This is a genomic window from Saccharothrix luteola (assembly GCF_020859565.1).
Taxonomy (GTDB): domain Bacteria; phylum Actinomycetota; class Actinomycetes; order Mycobacteriales; family Pseudonocardiaceae; genus Actinosynnema; species Actinosynnema luteola.
This window is the reverse complement of sequence record NZ_JAJHUO010000032.1, coordinates 1-25017: the sequence shown is the minus strand read 5'-3', so window position 1 is coordinate 25017 and position 25017 is coordinate 1. Positions and strand designations below refer to the sequence as shown.

Here is a 25017-nt window from a genome sequence, read left to right as displayed (position 1 = left end):
CGCCCCGCAGGCCGTCGCGGTGAGGACCGCGGCCGTCGCCGCGAGGGCGAACCGATGATGTCGTCGCATGGCCGGATCACCTCCGTTCGGCCGGCTGACGCCCGGCCTTCTCCGGCACGCTTGGTCGGCTACCCGTTTCCGGGGCCGTGCACACGGGTGCCGAGCGGGCGTCGGAAGTGGTGATCTCCCGGATCCGGGCGGACCATCGACCCGGTGGTGACGGTGTTCCTGTGCGGTGACGTGATGACCGGCCGCGGGGTCGACCAGATCCTGCCGCACCCGGGCGACCCACGGCTGCACGAGCCGTACGTCCGGGACGCGCGGACCTACGTGGCGTTGGCGGAGCAGGAGAACGGTCCGATCCCCCGCCCGGTCGACTTCGCGTGGCCGTGGGGAGACGCCCTGCACGTGCTGGACCGGGAGGCGCCGGACGTCCGGTTGATCAACCTGGAGACCAGCGTCACGGGTGACGGCGAGAGGGACGTCGCCAAGCAGTTGCACTACCGGATGAGTCCGGGGAACGTGCCGTGCCTGACCGCGGCCCGACCCGACGCCTGCGCGCTGGCCAACAACCACGTGCTCGACTTCGGTCGGCGCGGACTGGTCGACACGCTCGACGCGCTGACCGGCGCCGGGATCGCGGTGGCGGGCGCGGGACGCACCGCGAGCGAGGCGGAGCACCCGGCAGTCCTGCCCGCCGGTCGCGGGAGCCGGGTCGTCTTCTTCTCGCTCGGGGCGGGATCCAGCGGAATCCCGCACAGTTGGGCTGCCACCCGGAACCGGGCCGGGGTCAACCTGCTACCGGACGTGTCCGAGGACGTGGCCCTCGACGTCACCACGCGCGTGTGCCTGATCAAGCGTCCCGGTGACGTCGTCGTGGCCTCGCTGCACTGGGGATCCAACTGGGGCTACGACGTTCCCGACTCGGACGTCGACTTCGCGCACGCTCTCGTCGACGGCGGGGTGGACATCGTGCACGGCCACTCCTCTCACCACCCGCGCCCGATCGAGGTCTACCACGGCAAGCTGATCCTGTACGGCTGCGGCGACCTCATCAACGACTACGAAGGCATCACGGGCCACGAGGAGTACCGCGACGACCTGCGCCTGCTGTACTTCGCCGCGGTCCGGCCGGACACGGGCCACCTGGTCGGGCTGCGGATGGCCCCGATGCGCGTCCACCGGATGCGCCTCCACCACACCGACCGTGCCGGCACCGACCACCTGCGTTCGGTCCTCGACCGAATCAGCCACCCGTTCGGGTCACGGGTCGACCTGCGAGAGGGCATGCTCGACCTGCGCATGGAAATCAGCGAGCAGAAACCGCCAGGCCGACGTTCCTGACCGAGTCGGCGACTGTCCACAATAGAGAGTGTTGCACCGGATCTGTCGCGACGTTCACGCGCTCAGCGCGGTGGGCCGAGGACGACTTGGCCGAACTCGTCGGCCGCCTTGGCCATCAGCTCGGGTGACAGCTCGAAGCCTGCCGGCCTCGGGGTGGACAGGTCCCGCCCGGCCATGCGGAACATGCCTTCGAGGCCACCGGGGGTGGCGATCATCAGCAGGTCGGCGTGGTCGGAGGTGATGCGGTAGCCGTGGGGCACGTTGCGGGGCAGGTAGATGATGCCGCCCTCCTCCAGTTCGACCGCGTCCTCGTCGCCCGACCACACCAGCGCGGTGCCGGAGATCAGCATGAAGATCTCGTCTTCCCTGGTGTGCAGGTGGAACGGTGGCGCTTCGCCCTTCTCGGCGGCGAACCGGCCGACCGTGAGCTGTCCGCCGGTGGCCGCGCTGTCGAGCAGGACGGAGAACGTGCTGCCGCCGATCCACTCCAGTTGCTGCTGTTCCCCGGGCTGTGCCAGGTGCACCATGCTCATCGAACCGCTCCTCCTCCGACCGCACGTCAGCCAGTTACCTGTTCGAACAGGAAAGTTCGCGTGCCTGTTCCGGGTCGGACTGCGAAGTGGTCCACGACACCACTGGCGCGAGGTCGGTCGTCAGCGCACGGCGAGCACGAGACGCCGCAGGCCGGCCAACGCGTCGTCCACGACCGTCGAGGGCAGGCGCTTGGTCACGTCCAGCATCTCCTGCGTGATCGTCTGGGGCGGCAGGTGCTTGTTGGTCAGCTCGTCGACGTCCTTGACGAAGCCGGTGCAGGCGGTGCCGGCCTGAGCGGTGGTGATGAGGAACAGGTGGATCGCGGTCCGCGGCTGTCCTTGCGCCTCGTTCCGCGTCCACGTCGACTCGACCGCTTGTGCGCAGGACTTGAGGGACTCGCGCAGTTTCACCCCGTGCCAGGTGAGCTTGTCCTGCACCCACTCGGCCAGCAGATCGGTCGCGTACGCCTGGAAGGTGTCCCTCGTGGCGTGGTCCAGGAAGATCTCGACCCCCGTCGAGGGGCTCGCGGGCGTGGTGCTCACCTCGGCCTTCGCCAGTGAGGGCAGCAGCGTCCAGCCCGGCGCGGGCAACGACGTGCGGGCCAGGTCCGCTCTCACCGCTCCGGCCAGGTCGTCGTGCACCGGTTGCGTGACGGTGACCCGGGCGGTCGGTGCGGAGACGAGCAGGACCACTTTGGAGCCGTTGGTGACCTCGACGTCGCCGTTCAGGCGCCGACACGCCGTGACGAACAACGACCAGGGGGCCTGGACCGGGATCGGGGCGCAATAGCGGCCCGCGGTGGACGCCGTCGGCACGGTCACGGTCGCCGGGAAGGTCGTGGGAGGGGCGTCGCCGGTAGTGGTCGGCCCTGGATCCGAATGTCGGCAACCGGAAGCGATCAGCACGACGGCCAGTGCGGTGGCAGTGCGGCGCGAGAACGGCATCGCGCCACCTCCTCGATGAGATGAACCCCTGCACAAGGGGTGTCGCAGCGGAGGGCAGGGCGTTACGGCGCGGGCGCGGCACCGCGTACCGGCATCGGGGCGACGGGGTCCGCCCGCCCTCGGCTCCGACGCCGCCGGGGTGGTGCTCGCGGTCGGAGGCCGTGGTGCACGCGCTCGCCGCACTGCTCGGCACCCAGCCCTCGGCCGTCACGGCGCACGCGAAGTTCACCGATCTCGGGCTGGACTCGCTGCTCGCCGTCGCCCTCACCCGCAGACTCCACGTGGACCTGGACATCTCCCTGACCCCCGCGGAGGTATGGGCGCACCCGTCGCCCGCCGAACTGGCCGGGCACATCGACTCGTCGTTGGGGTAGCACTCGCGCACCGGGACCAGCGGTGGCCGCACCCGCGCCGGCCGCCGCCGGTACTCGCGGCACCGAGCAGGTCTCCTGTGCGTTTCGGGGTGGGTCGGTTATGCGCGGCCTTGGCTCGCTGCCGCGCTCAGCATGTCCAAGTCGATGGAGTACCAGGTCGATCCGAGGAAGGCGTGCAGCACATCGCCTCTGCCGGTGTAACGCAGTCCGCGGGCCTCCAAGCCGTCGGGCAGGACCAGACGGCAACGCCCGCCTTGCTGACGTACCCCGTCCTGGCAGATCCGCAGCAGCGTCGCGACGTCGTACTCGGGACCCGAGCCGCGGAGGAGGGCGAGGTCCGGACCGCGTCGCAGCAGCTGGTGGGCCGACCTGTACGGGGAGGGTCCCCAATCGGTCACCGCGGTGCCGACGGCGGACAGGATGTGGAACTTGTTGTAGGGGCAGAAGTAGGCGGTCTCACCGTCGACGTTGAGCGAGTAGCAGTCGGAGATGTAGGGCAGACCGGCATCGAACGGGTAGAGCCACTCGGTGGTCAGATCGTCCCTGAAGCGGGCGAGCCCGTGCCCTTCCGGACCACTCCCGCCCATCGCTTCGTCGAAGTACCCGACCCAAACCTTGCCCGCGGGCGTGGTCAGCAGCTCCTCGATGGCGTCACCGATGTATCCGCTGTGCTCAAGCTCGCCGCCGCTGGTCCACACCTCCGCGTTGACCGCGCCGGGCTTGGCCCGTGCAGCCGCCAGGAGAACGCGCTCGTCGGGCAGCGGCTGCACGAAACTCACCCGCAGGTCCGTCTCCACCTCGATCGCGCCGACGACCCTCCGCCGGCCGCCGACGTGCCAGGTCACCTGCTTCCGCTTGCCGCCGTCGCGGTACGGCCACACGGCGAAGGCCGTGCCGTCGGGACCCACGCTCACCGCCTCGGGCTCCCACGTCGTCGCGGTGGGGTCCGCCGGCCTCACGAAGCCGTGCCGTCGAAGCGGCACGACCGGCAGCGTCAACACCTCCACCCGCCGCCGAAGGCTCGCCCGGTCGCGTTCCGCGTTGGTGCTCATGACCGAGATCATCCCAGGTGGGAAGGGCCCGGTTGGGTCCCGCGCGCCGAACGGTCCCGGCGGATGCAGGTTCGACCGGTGTACCTTCGCCCCGTGGGACTGGTCGAGTCTTTGTACGCTCGACGGCTGCGCCGTCAGGTGGCGAGCGGTCTGCTTCCCCGCCACGTCGCGCTCATCATGGACGGGAATCGTCGCTGGGCCCGCGAACGGGGTTACGCGAACCCCAGCATCGGTCACCTGCACGGCGGTGAGCACCTGGAGACCGTCCTGGGGTGGTGCGCCGACCTCGGCATCCGGTATGTGACCGTGTTCGTCGCGTCGAGCGACAACCTGCGCAAGCGCGGTTCGGAGGAGACGGCCTTCCTGATGGAGGTCGTCGAACGGGTCGTGGTCGACCGGGTGGTGGCGCGGTCGGAGAGGTGGCGCCTGAACGTGACCGGGCGGCTCAACCTCCTCCCCGACTCGACCGCGCACGCGCTCAAGAGGGCGCGGGACATGACGTTGGAGCGTGCGACCGACTCGGAGTTTGACGGTCGCGGTCGGCTACGACGGCCGCGAGGAGATCGTCGACGCGGTCCGCTCGCTGCTCGACCAGGCCGCCGAACGCCGTGTCACCGTTGAGGAACTGGCCGCCACGCTCACCGTCGAGGACATCACCGCCCACCTCGACCCCGCCGGCAGGCCGGACCCCGACCTCGTCATCCGGACCAGCGGCGAACGCCGGCTCTCCGGTTTCCTGTTGTGGCAGGCCGCCGATTCCCGGTTGCACTTCTGCGACGTCTACTGGCCCGCTTTCCGGCAAGTGGACTTCCTGCGCGCATTGCGCTCTTACGCGGTGCGGCGGGGTTCCCAGCCACGCCCCTCACGATGTGCGAAACCTCGTCCGTGAGCTGCCGGCGAGGGGTGGGCCACGCGCCCTCGGTCAGGGCCGGAGCCAGCGGCCGAACCACGTGCGGGTCCGGTGCAGGACGTCCAGTTGGTGGTGGCGTTCCCGGATCGAGTGCCCCTCCCTCGGGTAGATCACGAACTCGTGCTCGACGCCGAAGTGGCGCAGCGCCCGGTGGAGGTACACGGACTGGCCGAGGGGCACGTTGGTGTCCTCCGCGCCGTGCAGGATGAGCACCGGCGTGCGAATGCGACCGGCGAAGGAGATCGGACTGACGGCGTCGTGCGGATGCGGACCGATGCCGGACCACCCCGTGCTGCCGCCGAGCGCCGCTTCGAACTGGCCGTGCTCGCCGGTCGCGGCGAGCATGCCCCAGTCGACGACCCCGGCGAGGACCAGCGCGGCGCGGAACCGGTCGGTCTGGCCCACGGCCCAGGCGGACATGAACCCGCCGTGGCTCCCGCCGGCGATGCCCAGCCGATCCGGGTCGGCGACGCCCTCGGTGACGAGCAGGTCGATGCCGGTCAGGATGTCGGTCCACTCCTCCTGCCCGACCCGGCCCGCCACGCTGAGGGCGAACCGGTGGCCGTGACCCTGGCCCCCGCGCGGGTTGGGCAGGAACACCGCGTAGCCGGCGGTGGCCAGCCACTGCGCGCTGGGGAACCAGAACAGCTGGAGACGATCGGCGTAGCGGTCGTACGGGCCTCCGTGCACGATCGTGACGAGCGGGAACGGGCCGTCCGAGGCGGTTCTCCCGACTGGCAGCACGAGCAGGCCGTCGAGGTCGAGGCCGTCGGCGGCGCGGTAGGCCAGCGGTCGTTGGGTCCCCAGAGCGGTGCCGTTCAGTTCCGGACGGGTGTCGGTGATCTTTCGCAGCGGCCCGGTCGGTGGCCCGACGTGGACGTTGGCGGGCTCGTACCGGGTGCCGGTCAGAGCCCCGATCTGCTCGCCGGCGGGTGTGGTGGTGAGGTCGTCGAGGCGGCCGGGGTGCTGCGACAAGGTCGTGGGACCGGTCGGCTCGAGCCGGGCCAGGGTCGTGTTCAGGCCGTCGGCGAACACGACCAGTGGAGCGGTATCGGTCTGGTGCAGTTCGGTGGGGCACATCGGGAGGCCGGACGTCCGGTTGCGCAGGACGCGGCTGTCCACGGCCAGGTCGAACACGGCGGTGCCGGCTTGCAGCGACGGCGGGGTGAGGGCGAGGTAGCCCAGGTGCCAGCCGTCCTCGCCAGGCCACCAGGCCAGCGACCGTGCGTCCGCCCCGACCGCGCCGAGGTCCACGGTGGCCCCGGTCGTGGGGTCGAACAGGTGCAGGCGGCCGGTGCGAGGGCCGTAGTCGTGGTCGCTGCCGGCCTGGGTGAGCACGGCGAGCGGGCCGCCGTCGGGTCGTTGCCGCAGTTCCACGACGTGCCGGTCGCCGAACACAGCCGGCGTCGTGACCTGGCCGGTGTGCAGGTCGAGCAGGCGCAGTCGGGCCCGCGGTTCGCGTTCGCCGACCACAACGGCGTCGTCGCGGTCCCGGGCGCGGCGCATGTCCTGTTCGGTGGGTTCGTCCTGGGCGAGCAGGGCGACCAGGTCGGGGTCCGCGAGCGGCAGGTGGTCGATGATGCCGGCGCGCCAGTGGGTCACCGCGGTCACCGCGCCGGAGGCGAGGGTGAGCCGGTGCACCTGCGAGGTGCCGCGGTCCGCGCGGTCGGACCGGAAGAACACCGTGCCCGAGTCCGCGGACCAGCGTGGTCGGGACTCCGTTGCGGTGTCGGTGGTCGCCCGGCGCGACGCGGCGGCGCCGTCGGTGTCGACGAGCCGGAGTTCGGTGTCGAGGTGGTCACCGGTCCGGCTGGTGGGAGCGAGGACGTAGCAGAGCAGCTTCCCGTTCGGGGCAAGGGCTGGGGTCTGCGGTGCGCGACCATCAACCACGTGTTCGGCGGTCAGATCCGTCATGTGATCAGTCTGCCGCCCTCTCGCGGACGCCGAGCCGGAGCGCTTTCCGGGATCGCAGCGACCCGACAAGGCAGCGGTCGGCGAAGGGGACGCCCAGGACCTGCTGCGCGAGCTGCGGCAGGACCCGGCGGTGGCCGAGGTTTCGCTCGACTACGAGCGGCGTACCACGGCCACGCCCGGAGACCCGTTCTTCGCGAGCCACCAACTGTCCTGTTCGGACACGGTTCGGCTGGGACAGGCTTGGGACGTCAACAAAGGCTCGACCGGTCAGGTGGCCGCGGTGCTGGACACCGGCGTCAACGGGCTGCACGACGATCTGCGAGGTGTGACGGTCACCGGCTACAACGCCCTGACCGGCGTGGAGATCGCGGCCGGCGCCGACTCGGACGACCACGGCCACGGCACGATGACGGCCGGGATCGCCGCGGCGAACACCGGCAACGGGATCGGTATCGCCGGTGCGGCCTGGACCGCCCGCGCGATGCCGGTCAAGGTGCTCGACGCCGGTGGCCGCAGCGACTCCACCACCGAGTACCGGTGGGTCCACGCCGGGTCGACGGCGTTCATCGGGTGCGACTCCCCGATCACGACGGTCCGGGTCAGGTGAGCGGGTTCGACCCGAACCGGTCGTGACCGGCCGGCTCGTGACCGGTCGCGGCCGGCGCTGTCGCCACCTGGGAGACGGCCTCCGCATGGTCTGCGCACCCGCGGAGGCCGTCGCCGGTGGGAGCCGTCTGGTGATCTCACCGCCTCGGCGTCACCGGAGGCAGTCGCGGACGGCCTTGGCCAGGTCGGCCGCGCGCGGGTCGTCGGGGCGGAAGTTCCACAGGTTGGTGACGTAGGCGAAGCCGACACCGGCGTCCGGGTCGGCGAAGCCGATCGACCCGCCGGAGCCGGGGTGGCCGAACGACCCCGGGCCGAGCATCGGCATCGGCGGGCAGGACCGCCAGAAACCGAGGGACATGTTGAAGGAGCGGTCGGCCGGGATCTCCAGGCCCGCGGGCAGGCCGTGCATGCGGGTCCCGCCGGTCTGGACCTCCGTCGCCCGCTCGACGGTCGCCGGGTCGAGCAGCCGCACGCCGTCGACGTCGCTGACCGTGGCCGCGTACATGCGGGCGATCGAGTGCGCGTCGGCGACCATGTTCGCGGCCGGGAACTCGGCGGCGCGCCAAGCACGGGTGGTGAAGTAGGCGGAGGTGTTGTCGAAGGCGCCGCCGACCTCGCCGGCGCGGGCCTGGACCGAGTCCGCGCCCCAGACGGCCTGGACCCAGGCGGTGACCGTGTCGGCGTCCAGCCCGGTCGTGGCGATCATCCCGGCGAGCAGTTCCTCCACGCTGAACGGTGCGGCGTAGTGGAGGGTGGCGACGCGGTCCTCGTGCTCCTCGGGCAGCCCGATCCAGGCGTCGAGGCCGAGCGGGGCGGCGACCTCGTCGGCGAAGTACGTGCCGAGTGACTTGCCGGTGACCCGGCGGACGACCTCGCCGACGAGGAACCCGTAGGTCATGCTGTGGTAGACGTGCTCGGTGCCCGGCTGCCACAGCGGCGCCTGCGCTTCGAGCGCGCGGATGACCGGGTCCCAGGCGCACGCCTGCTCGAACGTCAGCGGCCCGTCCACGATCGGCAGGCCGACCTGGTGCGAGAGCAGCCAGCGGACCGGGATGTCGGCCTTGCCGTTCGCGCCGAACTCCGGCCAGTACCTGGTCACCGGGGCGTCGAGGTCCAGCTCGCCGCGTTGGACCAGCATGTGGGCGCAGATGGCGGCGGCGCCCTTCGTGGTGGACGCGACCTGGACGATCGTGTCCCCGGTCCACGGGCGGTTGGTCTCGCGGTCGGCCAGGCCGTCGCGCAGGTCGACCACCGGTCGTCCGCCGACGTAGACGGTGCACGCCGCTCCGACCTCGCCGCCGTCCGCGAAGTTCGCGCGGAAGACGTCGGCGACCTTGCCCCAGCCCTGCTCGACCTGCTCGTAGGTGGTGTTCATGGTGATTGGTCCTTCCTGGTGGGTCGGGGTTCAGGCCGTGGCGCGGTGGATGACGATGTCGTCGAGCCGGGTGCGGGCGTGGATCTTGACGGTGTCGGTGGGGTTGGTCGGTGCGGGCAGGGTGTTGCGCACGACGCCCTTGGTGCTGTTGGCGTCCACTTCGGCGGTGGCGTCGTCGGGGACGCCGATCTCGATGCCGCCGGAGGCGTTGGCGAGTTCGACCTGGCCGCGGGTGACGTGGCCGATGCGGATGGGGCAGTTGGCGGCGCGGGCGGTGACGCTGCCGTCCGCGTGGTCGACGGTGAAGGCGCCGTTGGAGCCGCCGAGGTCGATGTCGGAGCGGGCGTGGCCGATCCAGACCTCGCCGGTCGTGCCCTGGTAGCGGACGGTGCCGTCGACCTCGCCCAGCCGCAGGCCCGCCGTGCCGCCGTCGACGTCGACGGCGCCCGCGACGTGGTCGACCTGGACCGTGCCGCCGCCGAGGTTGCCGCGCAGCGCGGCGACCCGGTCGAGGAGGACGTGGCCGGAGGCGGTGTTGAGCTCGCAGGCGCCGAGTGGGCCGGTGGCGCGCACGTCGCTCCACGCGGTGTTCAGGACCAGTGCGGAGCCGGCGGGCAGCTCGACGGTGATGGCGACCGAGCCGGTCTTGTCGCCGGACTTGGTGGTCTTGATCGACAGCGTGCCGTCGGTGAAGTCGATCTTGGTGCGTTCCGCGACCTTGACGTCGGTCTTGTTCGCGCTGTCGAGCGGCTCGACGTGCACGACGGTGTCGGCGCGGTCGCCGGCGGTGACCCGGACGTGGGCGCCGGCGGTGGTCAGCGCGGCGGTGACGGGTGCCGGCGTGGTGAAGCTGGGCATGTCGCATCTCCCCTGGTGAGTGGCCCGTCCGGGGTGGTCGGGCCGTTCGATGGGGATACGATCACCGGCCGCGCTGACACCGTGCAGCCACGGCGCTGACACTGTCCTGTCCGCGGCCCGGTGGCGATGACAGCGCCACCGCCCGGCACATCGCGCTCTGTCAGCTGTCGCCGACGTGGACGGTGCCGCCGAGGGCTACGACCTGTTGTTCCAGATCCCGGGTTCCGGCTTGGTGCCGGAACGGGGTCGAGGTCCAGCTTGCGCCGGAACGCCGCCGGCGGACCAGACCTTGGAGGTATTCCCGTCGAACGGGGGTGGACGCCTGTGAGGTCGACCGCCCGGCCTGGTCGTCGGTGTGAGATCAACAAGACGCTGACTAGTCCTCTGGGGTAACGAGATGCGTGTCGGCCGGTATGCGGCAGGGTGTCTTGTGCGTTGCAGCGCGGATGCGTATACATACCGACCATAGATCGGATGTATGAGCGGGGGGTGCGCGCGGTCGCCGAAGTTGTCCGGCTCTGCGATCGATGTCAACAGTCGAAACCGAGGAGCGCAGTTGCAGCGAACGAGTTGTCCGACCACCGCCGCGCTCGACCGCACAGGTCGAGTTGCCGGCGCCGGGCGTGCCGCCGGCTCGGCCGCGGACGAGATGCGCACCCTCCGCCGTGCGGGGGTGCGGCGATGAGCGGTGACACCCGGGAACTGCCGCGACGTCCACTCGGGACCACCGGCGTCACCGTGACCGAGTTGGGGTTCGGCGCCGCGCCGATCGGCAACCTCTACCGGGCTCGACCGGACGACGTGGCCCACGCCGTCATCGAGGCGGCCTGGGCGGAAGGGGTGCGGTACTTCGACACCGCGCCCCACTACGGGCTCGGCCTGTCCGAACGGCGGCTCGGCGCCGCGTTGGCCGGCCGGCCGCGCGACGACTACGTCATCTCCACGAAGGTCGGACGGCTGCTGGAGCCGAATCCCGCGCCCACGGGCTCGGACCTGGCGCACGGTGGGTTCGACGTGCCGGACGACCAGGTCCGCGTCCGCGACTACAGCGCCGACGGGGTGCTGCGCAGCATCGACGCCAGCCTGCGGCGCCTGGGTGTCGACCGGATCGACATCGTGCTCGTCCACGATCCCGACGACCACGTCGACCAAGCGCTGACCGAAGCCGTTCCCGCCCTGGTCGCGCTGCGCGAGCAAGGGGTCGTGCGGGCGGTCGGCTTGGGGATGAACCAGTGGCAGGCGCCGCTGCGGGCGGTCCGGGAGACCGACGTCGACGTCATCATGGTGGCCGGCCGTTGGACCCTCGTGGATCGAACGGCGGCGCCCCTGCTCGACGCGTGTGCGGAACGCGGGGTGTCGGTCCTGGCCGCCGCTCCCTACAACTCCGGTCTCCTGGCTCGGCCCTGGCCGCCGGACGACGCCTACTTCGACTACGGGCCGGCGCCGGCCGACGTGCTCGCGGTGGCCCGGTCGTGGGCCGGGACGTGCGAGCGGCACGGGACCACGCTGCCGCACGCGGCCATGGCGTTCCCGTTGCGACACCCTGCCGTCGCGTCCGTGGTCACCGGGCTCGGCGCGGTCGACCACGTCCGTGCCGCCGCGGACCGGATCCGGGAACCGGTGCCGGAAGGCCTGTGGGCCGCCGGCCGGTGAACCGCCGGGGCTTAGGTGGCGTCGAGCCAGTCGCAGCTCTCGCGCCACAGCCGGCCCGTCTCCACGAGGCCGGGGTCGTCCTTGACGAGCGACGCCGCCATGTCGACGCGGAACCCGGCGACCCCCAGGTCGAACCAGTGCGCCATGATCTCCCGCAGCGCGGCGCGGTTGGCCCGCGGCCCGTCGGCTTCGACCGGGGCGCGCCACGGCTCGTCGGGGTCGGTGCGCGCGTAGCCGAAGTTGAGCGCGGGCCGCACGGGGAAGAAGTTCGGCAGGTAGGAGCCGCCGCGCCGCCCCGAGCCGGGCACGAAGCCCTCGACGGGGACGTCGCTCCACACGTACCGGTCGTCGTCCGGGTCGTCGGCGGACGCCCGGAACCAGGGGTGCTGGTCGGAGGTGTGCCCGGCGACGACGTCGAGCCACACGGCGCCGACGCCCAGCCACCGCAGGTAGTCGAGCCGGGCGGTGATCTCGGCGAGGTCGCCGATCCCGTCGGCGCCGGCACGGCCGGAGTCCGCGAAGCTCTGCGGGTACAGGTGGGTAGTGCCGCTGCCCGATCTCGGACGTCAGACCGTGCCGGTGATCGTCGCCTTGATGGCCAGAGCGGCGCCGGACCTGGCCCACTCGCTGTGGTCGAACGGCTGCACGTCCAGCTCCACCAACGCCGGGTCGTCGTCGAAGGTGTCCTCGATGCCGTCGTGCACCAGTTGCGTCGAGACCTCGTACAGCGGCAGGCCCTCGCCGGTGAGCAGGACCTTCTGCGGGTCGACGGCGTTGGCGACGGTGCCGATGAGCACGCCGAGCGCGTAGCCGGCCTCGTCGAACACCTGCCGCGCCTGCGGGTCTCCCGCGCGGGCCCGGTCGAGTGCCTCTTCGTAGGTGGGGCGACCGGTCAGGCGTCGCAGTATCACGTGCGTCAGCAGGTAGGCGGAGACGCACCCGCGCCGGCCGCAGCCGCACAGCGGTCCGCGTGCGTCGACGAGGGTGTGGCTGAAGCAGGGCGGCAGGCCGTGCGCGCCTTCGACGAGGCCGCCGTTGAGGATCAGCCCGGTGCCGACGCCCGCGCCGACGGTGATGACCGCCATGGACCGCAGTCCGGCGCCGGGACCGAACCAGTGCTGCGCCGCGGTGAGCGCCTGCACGTCGTTGCCGACCGCGGTGGGGACGCCGGTGGCCCGGGTTACCGCGGCCTTGAGCGGCACGTCGGTCCAGCCGAGGTGCTCGTCGCGCACCACCACACCGTCGAGGGCGATCCCGCCCAGCGTCACCCCCACGCCGGTCGCGAGGGGGAAGCGCGTGGCCACGTCGGCGATCTGGGCGACCACGTCGTCGGGGTCGGGGGAGCGCAGCGGCTCGTGGGTGGCGGCGACCGCAGTCGTGGTCAGGTCGGTCATCGTGGCGTAGAGCCGTTCGGCGGTCAGCTTCACGCCGAGGAAGTGGTGTGCCCCGCCCCGCACGTGGAGCATCTCGGAGGGCCGACCGGCCGAGGGGTGCGGCCGGTTGTCGCCCTGCACCAGAAGCCCTTCGAGCATCAATGACCTGGTCACGCGGGTGAGGGTCGGCCGGGACAGGTGCAGCCGGTCGGCGATCTCGGCCCGGGACAGCGGCCCGTGGACCAGCACCTCCAGCAGGACGTCCCGGGCGACGGAGGACAGGTCCGGCCACGAGGGAGTGGTGCGGGTGCCGGCTTCCGAGGTCACCGGCCGACGATACCGGGGCTCCCGGAGCGCGGTGCTCGCCGTCGCGTGGGGTGTTGTCACGAAACCACTCCTCGTGCGTGTGGGAGCGTTACCAGAGTTCATTACTAAGCGTGATATTCGGTGAACCGACCACCTGCGTAGTGGGAGTGACTTGAGCGGGCGTCCTCGCGTCGATCGGTTCACCTGTTCACCTCCGGTTCGGCGGGGAGGGGTGTGGGTTCATCGGCCCCGCGTGGCACGCCCGCCTGGGTGTGGCTGGTGGTGAGTGCGATCAAAACTACTGGTCAGGGACCTATACGGGCAGGCGTTGACTTCTCGGCGATGGCGGACGTACCGTGTGGGAGCACAAGTTCCAGCTAGAAACTAATACGGTTCGCAGTCAGGCGCCACCCCGTTCCGCGACCGGGCCGCGACGGCTCGGGTCGAGCTGGTGGACCTCCGGGCTGCGGCCATGCAATGACGTACTGTCAACAGCTCTTCTGGGAGCGCTCCCAGGACCGTGGAGCAGTCGAACCCTGTACGAGGCTTGAGCTGGGCAGACAAACCGGACAAGTGTCATCGACTCAACGAGGTGTCGAAAGACCATGAGAACAAGGATCGCTGCGGCCGTCGCCGCGCTGCTCGTCGCCGCCGGCTTAGGGACGACCGCCCTGTCACAGGCCCAGGAAGCCGCCCCGGAGGCAGTGGGCCTGCACGTCAGCGGGACCAAGGTCGTGGAGGCCGGCGGGCAGCCGTTCGTGATGCGGGGTGTCAACCACCCGCACGTCTGGTTCACCGGCGAGACCGACTCGTTCGCCGACATCAAGGCGCTGGGCGCGAACACCGTGCGCGTGGTGCTGGGCACCGGGAAGCGGTGGGGGCCGTCCACCGACGTGCCCGCCGTGATCGACCTGTGCAAGCGCAACCGGATGATCTGCGTGCTGGAGGTGCACGACACCACCGGGTACGGGGAGGAGGGCGCGGCGGCGTCGTTGGACGAGGCGGCGAACTACTGGATCGGCCAGAAGAGCGCTCTGGTGGGCCAGGAGGACTACGTCGTCATCAACATCGGCAACGAGCCGATCGGCAACGTCGACGCCGCGCAGTGGACCGATGCGACCGCGAACGCGGTGAAGAAGCTGCGGGCCAACGGTTTCGAGCACCTGCTGATGGTCGACGGGCCGAACTGGGGCCAGGACTGGCAGAACGTCATGCGGGACAACGCCCAGACCATCTGGAACGCCGACTCCCGCCGCAACACCGTGTTCTCCATCCACATGTACAGCGTCTACAACACAGCCTCGAGCATCACTTCCTACTTCGACGCCTTCCAGAGCAAGGGCCTGCCGCTGGTCGTCGGCGAGTTCGGCTGGCAGTTCAAGAGCGGTGAGGTCGACCACGAGACGATCCTGAGCGAGGCGCAGAAGCGGGGCCTGGGCTACCTGGCCTGGTCGTGGAGCGGCAACTCCGACCCGATCCTGGACATGGCGACCGCCTTCGACCCCGCCCGGCTCACCACGTGGGGTCAGCGGATCTTCAACGGCGCCAACGGCATCAAGGCCACCGCCAAGGAAGCCGCGATCTTCGGCGGCACGACCACGACCACCACGACCACCACGACGACGACCACCACCACGACCACCACGCCCGGCGGCGGACTCGCCTGCACCGCCGCCTACACGGTCACCAACCAGTGGCCGGGCGGCTTCCAGGGCGAGGTCCGGATCACGGCGGGGACGTCGGCGATCAAGGGCTGGACCGTCACCTGGACCTTCGCCGACGGCCAGGCCATCACCAACGCCTGGAACGCCACCGTCACCAGCAGCGGCTCGACCGTGACGGCCCGCAACGCCGGCTACAACGGCAGCCTCGGCGCGGGCGGCAGCACCTCGTTCGGGTTCACGGCCTCGTCGCGCGGCGCGAACAGCGCCCCGACCGCCTCCTGCACCGCGAGCTGACCCGGTCACACCCGTGGGGGGGGGGGGGGGGGGCGCCGGCCCGCCCCCCCCCCCCCCCCCCCCCCCCCCCCCCCCCACTGCCGTGTCCGTGGCCTCCTGTGGGACTCCGAACCACTGGTCTGCCGCGTCAGAGGGTCGGTCGTCATGGGCGCCCCGGCGCGTCGCCCGCAACCGCTGGGGCGTGGTCTTCCAGAGCGTCCACATGCGACACGCGATCGGGCACGACAATCGTGGCACCGGGACTGCCGAGCGGCGGACCCCGGTGATCCGCGAAGTCGCGTGGGTCAGGCCCGCGGAAGGGTGAAGATCAGGCCCTGGCTCATGGGTGACCGGTTGCCCTGCACGTCCGTGGTGACGACTTTCGCCCGGTGTTGCCGGTCGGGGGTCAGTCCGGTCAGCGTCACCTGCTTCTCCGTGACCAGGCCGGTGTGGCCTCCGTCCAGGTACACCTCGTAGCCCAGGGTCGGGGTCCACCAGGAAGAAGCTTCCCAGGCCAGCGTCACGGACGTCGGGGTCGTCGAGACCACCCGCAGCCCGGTCGGGCGCAGCGGCCCGTCGAAGACGGCGAACTGCGACCACACGGTGCCCAGCAGGTCGTCCTGCGCCGGGTCGTGCGAGCAGGACGCGGTGACCGTGCCGAGAGGCGTGCCGTCGGCGCGTTCGGGGCGCAGTGCCAGCGTCAGGTCGTCCACGTGCAGGTCGTAGTAGCCCGCCGTGCTGAAGCGCTGCACCGGGAAGGCGCCCCTGGCCCGCAGCGCGGCCGTTCGGACGTCCGTCACCCACGTCGGAGCGAAGGTGAACGGGACCTGGGTGGTCTGCGTCCCCTCCGCACCGGTGATGTGCGCGTCGAGCACCGCCGTGCTGTCGCCGTCCACGCGCACCCCGCCGGCCAACGCGATCACTGGGCGCAGTTCGCGCACGTCCAGGTCCACGTCGATGAAGGCGGGGTTGAGGTAGGAGACGCTGTTCGGCCCCGCGCCGTCGTCCGGCAGGCCTCCGACGACCCACACGGTCACCTCGACGCTCGGCCCTGGGGAGGTCGTGCAGGTGTAGTCCATCCGCACCGCGGTCGTCTGCGCCGCCGCAGGCCCTGCGGCCCCCGTCAGCGCCCCGGCGATCACCAGGACCGAGACCAGGGACAAGGCGGTGACGCGGTGTCCGTTCCACCTAGCGCGCAAGGTTTGCGTCCTCTCCGTGTTCACCCGCCCGCGGACAGTGTCCCGCGGGTCACGCCCGGTGCGTCTCGACCATTCAGCCGCAGCGTTCATGCGGAGTGACTGCGGCTCACCCTTGATCGCGCGGAGTTCGTCGGCTTCGCGGCGTCGTCTCCGGGTTGGCGAGCCGCGCTTCTACCCTGGTGGCGGTGGCGAGCAGGTGCGGTGCGCGCAGGTGGTGCACGCGGGCGTAGGGCGTCGGGGCCGTGGCGGTCCAGGGTCTGGTCGGCGTGGGCCAGGGCGTCCGCCACCGGCTCCTGCTCGCGCGGGTAGGCGTCGAGGTGTTCGCGGACTCCGAGGACCTCGGCGGGGACGTGGGCTCCCGAGTGGTGCGCGACGAGGGCGGCGATCCGACGGGGCCGGCTGTGGTGGATGACGGCAACCTCGCGGTGTCGATAGCTGGTGGTGCGCACGCCGAGGTCAAGGCCGTGTTAGCAGCCGACCATCTGGGGCTCGCACCGCGTGGGGTTGCTGCAAGTAGGCCTTTCTGTCCGGCCTGTCGTGCATTCCTGACAGGCCGAGGTGCCACTATTACTTCGCCCAACACGGCTGAGTGGCCGTCATGACGTGCAGGTGACAGGAGTCTCAATTGGTGTCGATTGAAGAAAACGATGTCGTCAAGGAGCTGTGCGCAGCGCTTCCATCGGATCGACGCACTGTGTTCGTCGTAGCGGCGTTGAATCGGGTGCTGCCGATATACCAGGTCTACGACGAGGGGTATCGGAGCGTTCGAGGACATGGGGCAGCCTGGGACGCGCTGAGCGGGATGGTGGCGATCCCTCTCAGACGCAGAGGGGCTACGCCGGAGAAGGCAGAGCAGAAGATCGCTTATGCGCTGCCTTCTCTGTCGAAAGACGTCGATTGGCTGGAACAACGCAATGAGTTCGGCGTGGCTGAGGAGATGCTCCAAGTGGTGCTAGAGGCGCTCCTGCTCGTGTTCGAAAATTGGAGGAAAATCGATGGTGAGCTGTGTCTCCAGGTGGTCAACTGCATGCTGGAAGTGGACTCCATCTGGGCCGGGAATCGTGATGATCCCGTCGTCGGTTGGACTGGGGTGGAGGGGCATCTCAAGCACCTGATTAGGGACTTGCGAGAACTCGCCGAAGCTCGACCGGAGAACGCGACTGACGTCTACAAGCTGGTCAACGGGCGTGCTGGCAGGGAGGCGATGCCATACTTGGAGCGAGCGGAGAGACTGCTTGAACAGTAAGGTAGCCCGGCTAAGACCACGTGAGACGTGGTCTTATTCAGCCCTCCCGTGCGCGAGAGACGCCGCGCCGCGATGTGCGGCTCTCATGGGCGTCCCGCTCATGCAGGAAAGACTGAGTGCGCCCGGCAGTGAGGGGACTCATCGGAAGCGTCGCCGCTCGCGTGGGGAACAGTCAGCCACACGGAGCAGGCTGCTGAAGCTCCGCCACTGCTCCCTCGCCGCTGCCGCCAACGGACCAGGTAAGCGCGGAGTTGGTCCGGACCGGTGCGGATGCCTGCCGAGATGATCCTGCTGGGCCCAGGTCGAGACGGACCCGTCACGCAGCCTTGATGGACGGCGCCGCATTCGGAGCAATAGAGGTCAAGTTGGCGACCTCCATCAACACGTTGGCTTTCTAGAAGTCCCCGCTGGGCTGGGTCAGGACCTCATCCAAGATGACGCAGCTCGGCTCGCTATTGCCGTTCTTGCGGGCCGGTTCGATCCGCGCGATGCGGAACCGGCGCACGTAGCGCACAAGTAGCGTTGTTCGATCGCGCGCGTCGTGCGGGAACACCGACCTGTGGGTTGGGCCTTCGAGGTGTCCGACCTCGCTCGGCGAGCATTGGGCCTGTCGCGCGCCGAGGAGCCGGACTGGGTCGGGCTTGGTCGTGCCGCGCCTAGTGGACGGACTTCATGCGGGCGGCAGGGGGTGTGTTCGTCGTGGTACGGGATCGTCCAGTGCGAAGTCGGCGGTCGATGGGTCGAGGTGGAGCGAAGTCGTGAAGGTCTGCTGGGTGGCCGGTTGGTCTGTGATCGCAGCGCGTGCGAGGAGGATGGCTCCAGCGGTCCAGGTGGCGCGTTCTTGAGGCCACAGAACCTGGTTGGCGTATTGGTCGCCCGTCCAGTACGAGAGCCGTCGGTGTGCCGCAGTGGGGCGGTGTCGCGGAGCAGTTCACGCGCGGTGTCGCGTCGGCCGCGGGTGGCGAGGGTGAGGGCCAGTTCAGCGGTTTCCCCGCCGGTGACCCATGGCTGGTCGTGGACGCAGCGCACACCGAGACCGGGTGCCACGAAACGGTCCCAGCCTTCGGCGACCCGCGTTGACGCCGTCGCCTCGGTGAGCACGCCGCCGAGCACCGGGTAGTACCAGTCCATGGCGTGCGGCTTGACGGTGAACGCCTCGGGCGAGTTCGCGATCACCTGACTCAGCAGGTGCGCTGCGGCGCGCCAGCGGGTGGGTGGCTGGCCGAGGTCGACAGCCAAGTCGGTGGCGCACAGAAGGGCTTGGTGGATGCTGGAGCACCCGGCGAGCATCACTTCGTCGGTGGCGATGCCGAACTTGTTGCGGCGCCAGGTATCCGTCCGTCCGGTGCTTGCACGGCCCAGCACGAAGTCGAGGGCACGGCTCACGACCGCCACATCCGGGTGAGGAAGCGCTCGTCGCCGGCCAGGAGCCAGTGGTGACGTAGGCCGACGGCGACGTAGGCGCTGAAGCTGGTGTCGCGTGAACGGTCCGCCGCGTGGCCATCCCGGTAGGCGGCGAACCACGAGCCGTCCGGGTTCTGGGTCCGGGCGAGCCAGGGGTAGGCGGCTTCTGCCTCGTGCCGCAGTCCGGTGACCGCCATGCCCATCGCGGCTCCGACGTGGTTCCACGGGTCGACGTGGCGTCCGGGTTCCCAGGGGATGGAACCGTCGGCTCGTTGGGTCGCGGCGATGGTCCACGCGGTCTCCTGGTCCATGGCCTCAGTCCTTGATCGCGTAGGCGACCAAGCTCTTGCCCAGGATCGGGTCGTGCGCTCGTTCCGCGAAACGCGTCACCTCCGGGTATCACCCGGCCGCCGAACGGGGACCGAGCGGCTCCAGCTCGCTTCCCCGTTCGGCGAACGGGCTGCTCGGGGGCGGCTCAGGCCCAGCGTTGCAGCAGCCGGTCGTACTCGGCCTGGGTGACCGGCAGGACGGTGCCGTGGCGCGGCCTGCCGGGCATCGTGTAGCCGGAGACGGGTGACCACTGCCGGGTGTTCACGTCGGTGGTCGTGAACGGGATGTAGCCGCGACCGCCGTACTCGTCGATGAACATGTACCAGCGTTCCTCGGTGTTCGACTTGAAGACCAGCGGTCCTTCGCCCTGGTTGAGCGCGTTGTTGCCGAGGCATTCGGCGACGAACGAGTAGTTGCGGTTGAGGATGGTCGCCGACTTCTCCGCGAGGATGAACTTCCCGCACGGGGACTGCGAGGAGCTCCGCTCGTCCTTCGTGAAGCGGTGGTAGGTGCCGTTGTGCTTGATGAGCGTGGAGTCGATGGTCGAGTAGCCCTTGTCGACCCAGACCTGCGCGGCGCTGAAGGTGCGGAAGTCGGACGTGGTGGCGTACATCATGCGGTTGTAGGTGGTGCCGGTGTGGTTCGGGTCGCCGGCGGAGTACAGCTTCGACGCCCAGAACACGACGTACTGGCCGAGGCCCTCGTCGTAGTACGCCTCCGGCGCCCAGGTGTTGCCGGCCGTGTCGGGGGAGACGCGCGCCAGGCGCGGCGCGCTCCAGTTCACCAGGTCGGTGGACTCCCACACGACGATGGACTTGCTGCCGGTCCGCTGGACCTGGTCCCAGTTGCCGTTGCCGTAGATCCGCAGGTCGGTGGCGATCTGGTAGAACTTGTCGCCCTGTGGCGAGCGGATGATGAACGGGTCTCGCACGCCTCGGGCGCCCACGGTCGAGGTCAGCACGGGCCGCCCGCCGTTGAGCTGCCGCCACTGCGTGGGATCGTTGCCCTGGCTGAGCCCGAAGTACACCTGCTCGCCGGTCGAGGTGCCCTCGCCGGTGAAGTAGCTGAACAGGTAGCCGGCGTACTTCGGCGCCGGCCCGGTGTCGACCCGGACCAGCTGCCACTGCTGGTTGGCCGACCCCGTATCGGTGTACTGGGAGATCCGCGCGCCGTCGGCGGTGGACTGCTCCCACACGTCGAGCGCCTTGCCGCTGTTGCGGTTGACGAGTTTGACGTACCCGCTGTCCGTGTCGACCACCCGGAACTGCTGGTTGGTGCCCCCGCCGTCGGTCCACTGGACGACGTTCGCGCCGTTGGCCGTGGACGCGGAGGCGATGTCCACCACCTTGCCGCTGTGCCGGGCTCGGAGCTTGTGGAAGCCGCCGCCGGCGTCCACGAACTGGAACTGCTGGTTGGCCTGGTCGGCGCGGGTCCGCTGCTGGACGGCGGCGCCGTCGGCGGTCGACCGGTCGGCGATGTCGACCGCCTTGCCGCTGTGCCGCGACACGATCTGGTAGTACCCCGCCGGGTCGATCACGGCCGCGTCGCCGACGGTCCCGCGACCAGCGCGGCGGCGCCGCTCGCGATCAGCGCGCCGACGAGGGCGAATGCGAGGCGGCGTCGGTGCGGACGTCGCGGTGGGGTCGAATCGAGGGAGGACTGTGTCATCGGACCCGTCCAGGGTGGTCGCGAAGGGTTGTCGGCGCCCTGACGGAGCACCGCTCGCGCCGTTGCACGAGCGGTGCCCTGTCGGGTCTCGGATCAGACGGTGCGGCGGGTGAAGCGTTGGTTGGGGCTGGTGGCGTTGTAGGTGTAGAGGGAGATGCGGGCGCCGTCGGCGGTGGAGTACTCCCAGACGTCGAGGGCGAGGCCGGAGTCGCGGTTGACGATGCTGACGACGTTGCTGCCGTGGTCGACGACGCGCCAGTGCTGTGCGGTGGTGGTGGAGTCGGCTTGCTGGACGACGTCGGCGCCGTTGGTGGTGCCGGTGGGCTGGAGGAACAGGCCGCTGTGGCGGGCCTTGAGGCGGACGTGGCCGCCGCCGGCGTCCACGAACTCGAAGTGCTGGTTGGTGGCGCCGCTGGTGGTTCGTTGGACGAGTGCCGCGCCGGCGGCGGTGGAGGCCGCGTTGATCTCGGCGGTCTTGCCGCTGTGCTGCGCGGTGAGGGTGTAGGTGCCGGGCAGGGTGGGGGTGCTGCCGAGTTGGGCTTCCCACCTGGTGTTGGAGCCGGAGGCGTCGGCGGGGAGGCGGTCACGTGCGGCGGTGTCGCCGTACATGGTCCAGCGGGCCCAGTCGACGACGGTGCGGGGGAAGCGTTGGTCGCTCCAGAAGCTGGTGTGGCTGCCGCCGACGAAGGTGAGGAAGGCCTTGGGCCAGGTGATCTCGTTGTAGGCCTGGCGTGCGGAGGAGTACTGGGTGGTGGTGTCGCGGTCGCCGTGGACGAACAGGACCTTGGCGTTGACGGTGCTGGAGGGGTTGCCCATGTCGACGCAGGATTGGGGGTTGGCGGAGATGATGCGGCTGTCGGGCCAGGAGGTGAGCAGGCCGTGGGTGACCATGCCGCCCAGTGAGTGGCCGGAGACGCCGACGCCGATGGAGGTGTTGATGTGTCCGGCGAGTGGTCCGCTGGTGTTGAGGGCGAGGGTGTTGGTGATGATCTGGGAGACGTCCTTGGACGTGTTGCCGTTGTTGACGTCGGTGAAGTTGTGGTTGAAGTGGGGTGCGGGGACGATGAACCCGGCGGAGGCGAGGGCGCGGATGATGAACAGGGAGTTCTGCGGGCTGCTGCCGTAGCCGTGGGTCATGTTGTAGACGGGGAAGACGCCGTTGGCGACGGGTGCGTCGGTGATCGGGTTGCCGCCGGCGGTGCCGGTGGCGGGGTAGTAGACGTAGGTGGTGCAGGGGCGGCTGCCGCGGGTCCAGTTGTACCGGCGCACGCCGACCGCGAACGGTGTGGTCGGTGCCGTGGCCAGGGACCCGATCGGCGCGGCGCCCGCCTGGCCCACGCCGAGCAGGGACAGACCGGCGCCCGCGGCACCGGCCGCGCTGATGGTGAGGAACTTCCGCCGTTGCATGGTCATGGACGACTCCTTGAGCGCAGGGATGGTCGTGGGTGTCGGGCTAGGGCTGTCCGTGGCGTCACGGGGTGGCGAAGCTGGGGTGGGGCGGCTGGTTGTAGGCGGTGTTCTGCCAGGCGACGGCCACCCGGTACTGGCGGTCCTGCATCAGCGACGGGCGGCTGATGCTCGTCGGGTCGGTGGTGGAGTAGATCCGCAACGCGCGGTTGTCGCTGGTGCGCCAGATGACCTCCTCGCGCCAGTCGCCGAGGATGTCCGCCTGGAGCACCGGCGTGGACTTGGTGCCGTTGTTGGACGACACGCCGGAGCCGGTCAGCAGACGGGTGTCGCCGCCCGTGCCGTACTTGGAGATCTGGGTGCCGTCCAGCAGCTCGCGCTGCGCGTCGCCGTCCCACCAGATCACGAAGTTCTGCGAGCCCGGCTTGCGGGCCGCGACCTGGCTGCCGTTCGCCGCGCTGCGCAGACCGCCGACCGACGAGGACCAGATCTCCGCGCCGGGGTTGCCCGCCCACACGTCCGCCGCGACCCCGCGGCCGGTGTCACAACCGCACGACGGCGCGCGGTAGAGGAACGCGCCGGTCCGCGCGTCGTGCACGTCCATCGCCGGCGAGCTGGTCCACTCGTGCACGTTGAACACTTCCAGACCGGGCCTGCTCGGCACCAGGTCGCTGACGTGCATGGCGTCGCCGTGACCCAGGCCGGTGCTGTACATGAGGGCGCCGTTGTCGTCGATCGTCGCCGAGCCGTAGATGATCTCGTCACGGCCATCGGCGTCGACGTCCGCGACGGACAGGTTGTGGTTGCCCTGCCCGTACGCGCCACCGCGGCCGGAGTCGTAGGTCCACCGCCGGGTCAGCTGACCGCTCCGGAAGTCCCACGCCACGACCACCGCACGGGTGTAGTAACCGCGTGCCATGATGATGCTCGGCCGCGAACCGTCCACATAGGCCGTCCCGGCCAGGAACCGGTCGGACCGGTTGCCGTAGTTGTCGCCCCAGTCGGAGACGTTGCCGCGCGGCGGGACGTAGTTCTCGGTGTCCAGGATCGCGCCGTCGGTGCCGCGGAACACGGTGAGGAACTCCGGCCCGCTCAGGACGTACCCGGAGGAGTTGCGGTGGTCCGCGTCGGCGTTGCCGATCACCTGACCGGTGCCGGAACGGGTGCCGTCGGCGGTCTTCATGGCCACTTCGGCCTTGCCGTCGCCGTCGTAGTCGAACACCTGGAACTGGGTGTAGTGCGCGCCCGAGCGGATGTTGCGGCCGAGGTCGATCCGCCACAGCCGAGTGCCGTCCAGCCGGTAGGCGTCGATGATCGTGTTGCCCGTGTAGCCGGCCTGGGCGTTGTCCTTGGCGTTGGTCGGGTTCCACTTCAGCACGATCTCGTACTGCCCGTCACCGTCCAGGTCGCCCACGCTGCCGTCGTTGGCCTCGTAGGTGAAGCTGCCCGACGGCGTCGAACCACCGGCTGGGATCTGCAACGGCACGTCCCTCGTGCTCGCGGTGACACCCATCTCGCCGCCGACGTGGGCCGACATCCGCAGCGAGCCGCCCGCCGAAGCCGCGCCCGCCTGCTCGACACCGCGCACCACCGGGCGAACCGTGTAGAGGGTGCCGGCCGGCGCTCCGTGGTCCTGGAAGTTCGTGCGGGTGATGGGCGTGGACGTCACCTTCAGACCGTCGCGGTAGACGTTGAAGGCCGTACCCGGCGCGTCACCGGCCGCCAATCTCCAACTGAGGAAGTTGCCCTTTCCGGTGTGGACGCTGATGAGCCCGCGGTCCAGTCTCTCGGCCTGCGACGCGTCGGGTGCGGCCCCCGCGGTCGGGTACGTCAGAGCACCCGCAAGGAGGACAGATGACGTCACGACCAGCAGTGCACGTATCGACTTTGATCTGTGCATGGCAGATTTCTGTTCGTCGGAGTTGCTTCCCACGGCGGCGGAGGGCGGAGGGCGGAGGGCGGAGGGCGGAGGGCGGAGGGCGGAGGGCGGAGGGCGGAGGGCGGAGGGCGGAGGGCGGAGGGCGAGGGTTCAGGTCGAGGTGTGTCCGTCTCGATTGGACTCCGGCTTCGGCTTGCCGACCGGTCGGCCCCGGCGTCGCCCATCGGCGGGGGCGTGATGGTTCCATGGCATCTGCGGTGCGCTCCTTGTCAGGCAGGGACCGGGGGAGGTGCGGCAGGGACAGCCGCCAGAGGCACTGTGAACGTGCACAGTATCCGGCCGCATCACATATGTAAACACGTCAATTTCGTTGCCACCACAGGAGAACGCCGCTGTGCACGTTCCCGCGAGGTGCGCCATACGGCAGAGCGGCGCCACGGCGAACGGCGTAGTTCGTCGAACGTTCGACGAGGGGCCATTCGAGGGATGCCCTGCCTGCTCGCGAAACTGTTTCGCCGAGGTTGTTGACAGCGGGTCGGCCGCGTTCGTACGGTCGGCTCCAGCACCGCTTGTGGCCGGAACGTCAGCGGTGCCAACAGACCCAATCATCTGAGCAGGTCGCGTGAGCGGCCGGGGCGGTCGGACGGCCACCCACTGGATAGCGCTTTCCCGCGTGGGAGCGCTGCCGGGCGAATCGTTCGAGC

21 protein-coding genes and 1 pseudogene are annotated in these 25017 nt (G+C 70.2%); 8 read left to right on the top strand and 14 right to left on the bottom strand.

Annotated features, from left to right (window positions below):
- Nucleotides 1-213: 213 nt before the first annotated feature.
- A complete protein-coding gene (locus LNK82_RS36760; protein ID WP_308257253.1) occupies nucleotides 214-1344 on the top strand; it encodes a CapA family protein in 1131 nt (376 codons plus the stop codon).
- 62 nt (nucleotides 1345-1406) lie between these two features.
- On the opposite strand, the gene LNK82_RS36755 is transcribed toward LNK82_RS36760, so the two are convergent.
- Nucleotides 1407-1877: a cupin domain-containing protein gene (locus LNK82_RS36755; RefSeq protein ID WP_230569097.1), complete on the bottom strand. Its 471-nt coding sequence runs from the start codon at nucleotides 1875-1877 to the stop codon at nucleotides 1407-1409.
- Between the two features lie 120 nt (nucleotides 1878-1997).
- Complete coding sequence (locus LNK82_RS36750; protein WP_230569098.1) at nucleotides 1998-2699, bottom strand: hypothetical protein; 702 nt, start codon at nucleotides 2697-2699, stop codon at nucleotides 1998-2000.
- A 287-nt stretch (nucleotides 2700-2986) separates the two neighbouring features.
- Here LNK82_RS36750 and LNK82_RS47980 point away from each other — a divergent pair, with 287 nt between their 5' ends.
- Nucleotides 2987-3196 (top strand): acyl carrier protein, encoded by a 210-nt coding sequence (locus tag LNK82_RS47980; RefSeq protein ID WP_230569099.1) that lies wholly within the window; start codon nucleotides 2987-2989, stop codon nucleotides 3194-3196.
- Between the two features lie 98 nt (nucleotides 3197-3294).
- Here LNK82_RS47980 and LNK82_RS36740 read toward each other — a convergent pair whose 3' ends face one another.
- On the bottom strand, nucleotides 3295-4248 hold the full coding sequence (locus tag LNK82_RS36740) for a hypothetical protein (RefSeq protein ID WP_230569100.1): 954 nt from the start codon (nucleotides 4246-4248) through the stop codon (nucleotides 3295-3297).
- A 63-nt stretch (nucleotides 4249-4311) separates the two neighbouring features.
- Between LNK82_RS36740 and LNK82_RS36735 the strand changes: the two genes are divergently transcribed.
- Nucleotides 4312-4869, top strand: coding sequence for an undecaprenyl diphosphate synthase family protein (locus LNK82_RS36735; protein ID WP_308257424.1), 558 nt, complete (start codon nucleotides 4312-4314; stop codon nucleotides 4867-4869).
- Nucleotides 4775-5137 (top strand): undecaprenyl diphosphate synthase family protein, encoded by a 363-nt coding sequence (locus LNK82_RS47975; protein ID WP_308257254.1) that lies wholly within the window; start codon nucleotides 4775-4777, stop codon nucleotides 5135-5137. Before LNK82_RS36735 ends, LNK82_RS47975 begins: the two co-directional genes overlap by 95 nt.
- Nucleotides 5138-5170: 33 nt before the next feature.
- On the opposite strand, the gene LNK82_RS36730 is transcribed toward LNK82_RS47975, so the two are convergent.
- Nucleotides 5171-7072, bottom strand: coding sequence for a S9 family peptidase (locus LNK82_RS36730; RefSeq protein WP_230569101.1), 1902 nt, complete (start codon nucleotides 7070-7072; stop codon nucleotides 5171-5173).
- A gap of 130 nt (nucleotides 7073-7202) precedes the next feature.
- Here LNK82_RS36730 and LNK82_RS36725 point away from each other — a divergent pair, with 130 nt between their 5' ends.
- A complete protein-coding gene (locus tag LNK82_RS36725; protein WP_230569102.1) occupies nucleotides 7203-7679 on the top strand; it encodes a S8 family serine peptidase in 477 nt (158 codons plus the stop codon).
- Between the two features lie 150 nt (nucleotides 7680-7829).
- Here LNK82_RS36725 and LNK82_RS36720 read toward each other — a convergent pair whose 3' ends face one another.
- Together LNK82_RS36720 and LNK82_RS36715 are read right to left on the bottom strand one after the other, a co-directional pair.
- Nucleotides 7830-9053, bottom strand: a complete 1224-nt coding sequence (locus LNK82_RS36720; protein WP_230569103.1) for a serine hydrolase domain-containing protein — start codon at nucleotides 9051-9053, stop codon at nucleotides 7830-7832.
- A gap of 30 nt (nucleotides 9054-9083) precedes the next feature.
- Nucleotides 9084-9911, bottom strand: a complete 828-nt coding sequence (locus LNK82_RS36715; protein ID WP_230569104.1) for a DUF4097 family beta strand repeat-containing protein — start codon at nucleotides 9909-9911, stop codon at nucleotides 9084-9086.
- A gap of 681 nt (nucleotides 9912-10592) precedes the next feature.
- Between LNK82_RS36715 and LNK82_RS36710 the strand changes: the two genes are divergently transcribed.
- Nucleotides 10593-11564, top strand: a complete 972-nt coding sequence (locus tag LNK82_RS36710) for an aldo/keto reductase (RefSeq protein WP_230569105.1) — start codon at nucleotides 10593-10595, stop codon at nucleotides 11562-11564.
- Nucleotides 11565-11575: 11 nt separating this feature from the next.
- Here LNK82_RS36710 and LNK82_RS36705 read toward each other — a convergent pair whose 3' ends face one another.
- From LNK82_RS36705 to LNK82_RS36700, 3 genes and pseudogenes are all read right to left on the bottom strand, one after another.
- Nucleotides 11576-11989: an alpha-amylase family protein gene (locus tag LNK82_RS36705; RefSeq protein WP_230569106.1), complete on the bottom strand. Its 414-nt coding sequence runs from the start codon at nucleotides 11987-11989 to the stop codon at nucleotides 11576-11578.
- A gap of 3 nt (nucleotides 11990-11992) precedes the next feature.
- Nucleotides 11993-12100 (bottom strand): annotated as a pseudogene (locus LNK82_RS48660) (alpha-amylase family glycosyl hydrolase); the annotation flags it as partial.
- A gap of 30 nt (nucleotides 12101-12130) precedes the next feature.
- Nucleotides 12131-13264, bottom strand: coding sequence for an ROK family transcriptional regulator (locus tag LNK82_RS36700; RefSeq protein WP_230569107.1), 1134 nt, complete (start codon nucleotides 13262-13264; stop codon nucleotides 12131-12133).
- Between the two features lie 584 nt (nucleotides 13265-13848).
- On the opposite strand from LNK82_RS36700, the gene LNK82_RS36695 reads away from it, so the two are divergent.
- Complete coding sequence (locus LNK82_RS36695; RefSeq protein ID WP_230569108.1) at nucleotides 13849-15201, top strand: cellulase family glycosylhydrolase; 1353 nt, start codon at nucleotides 13849-13851, stop codon at nucleotides 15199-15201.
- Nucleotides 15202-15485: 284 nt separating this feature from the next.
- Here the strand turns inward: LNK82_RS36695 and LNK82_RS36690 are convergent, their stop codons facing one another.
- The gene (locus LNK82_RS36690) at nucleotides 15486-16379 is read right to left on the bottom strand and encodes a fibronectin type III domain-containing protein (protein ID WP_230571538.1); all 894 of its coding nucleotides are present in this window, start codon (nucleotides 16377-16379) and stop codon (nucleotides 15486-15488) included.
- Nucleotides 16380-17007: 628 nt separating this feature from the next.
- Between LNK82_RS36690 and LNK82_RS36685 the strand changes: the two genes are divergently transcribed.
- A complete protein-coding gene (locus LNK82_RS36685; protein ID WP_230571537.1) occupies nucleotides 17008-17625 on the top strand; it encodes a hypothetical protein in 618 nt (205 codons plus the stop codon).
- Nucleotides 17626-19007: 1382 nt separating this feature from the next.
- Here LNK82_RS36685 and LNK82_RS36680 read toward each other — a convergent pair.
- The 4 genes from LNK82_RS36680 to LNK82_RS36665 all read right to left on the bottom strand — a co-directional run bounded on the left by LNK82_RS36680 (nucleotide 19008) and on the right by LNK82_RS36665 (nucleotide 24334).
- Nucleotides 19008-19340, bottom strand: a complete 333-nt coding sequence (locus LNK82_RS36680; RefSeq protein WP_230571536.1) for a prenyltransferase/squalene oxidase repeat-containing protein — start codon at nucleotides 19338-19340, stop codon at nucleotides 19008-19010.
- A 164-nt stretch (nucleotides 19341-19504) separates the two neighbouring features.
- Nucleotides 19505-20896 carry an RICIN domain-containing protein gene (locus tag LNK82_RS36675; RefSeq protein ID WP_230571535.1) on the bottom strand — a complete coding sequence of 464 codons (1392 nt, stop codon included), beginning with the start codon at nucleotides 20894-20896 and terminating at the stop codon, nucleotides 19505-19507.
- A 224-nt stretch (nucleotides 20897-21120) separates the two neighbouring features.
- A complete protein-coding gene (locus LNK82_RS36670; protein ID WP_230571534.1) occupies nucleotides 21121-22440 on the bottom strand; it encodes an RICIN domain-containing protein in 1320 nt (439 codons plus the stop codon).
- 58 nt (nucleotides 22441-22498) lie between these two features.
- Nucleotides 22499-24334 (bottom strand): rhamnogalacturonan lyase, encoded by a 1836-nt coding sequence (locus LNK82_RS36665; protein ID WP_230571533.1) that lies wholly within the window; start codon nucleotides 24332-24334, stop codon nucleotides 22499-22501.
- Nucleotides 24335-25017 lie beyond the last annotated feature (683 nt).

Excerpts from the sequence above, each read along its gene's own strand:
- LNK82_RS36755 (WP_230569097.1), bottom strand. The coding sequence starts at position 1,877 with ATGAGCATGGTGCACCTGGCACAGCCCGGGGAACAGCAGCAACTGGAG.
- LNK82_RS36740 (WP_230569100.1), bottom strand. The coding sequence starts at position 4,248 with ATGAGCACCAACGCGGAACGCGACCGGGCGAGCCTTCGGCGGCGGGTG.
- LNK82_RS36735 (WP_308257424.1), top strand. The coding sequence starts at position 4,312 with ATGCAGGTTCGACCGGTGTACCTTCGCCCCGTGGGACTGGTCGAGTCT.
- LNK82_RS36730 (WP_230569101.1), bottom strand. The coding sequence starts at position 7,072 with ATGACGGATCTGACCGCCGAACACGTGGTTGATGGTCGCGCACCGCAG.
- LNK82_RS36720 (WP_230569103.1), bottom strand. The coding sequence starts at position 9,053 with ATGAACACCACCTACGAGCAGGTCGAGCAGGGCTGGGGCAAGGTCGCC.
- LNK82_RS36715 (WP_230569104.1), bottom strand. The coding sequence starts at position 9,911 with ATGCCCAGCTTCACCACGCCGGCACCCGTCACCGCCGCGCTGACCACC.
- LNK82_RS36710 (WP_230569105.1), top strand. The coding sequence starts at position 10,593 with ATGAGCGGTGACACCCGGGAACTGCCGCGACGTCCACTCGGGACCACC.
- LNK82_RS36695 (WP_230569108.1), top strand. The coding sequence starts at position 13,849 with ATGAGAACAAGGATCGCTGCGGCCGTCGCCGCGCTGCTCGTCGCCGCC.
- LNK82_RS36680 (WP_230571536.1), bottom strand. The coding sequence starts at position 19,340 with ATGGACCAGGAGACCGCGTGGACCATCGCCGCGACCCAACGAGCCGAC.
- LNK82_RS36670 (WP_230571534.1), bottom strand. The coding sequence starts at position 22,440 with ATGACCATGCAACGGCGGAAGTTCCTCACCATCAGCGCGGCCGGTGCC.
- LNK82_RS36665 (WP_230571533.1), bottom strand. The coding sequence starts at position 24,334 with ATGCACAGATCAAAGTCGATACGTGCACTGCTGGTCGTGACGTCATCT.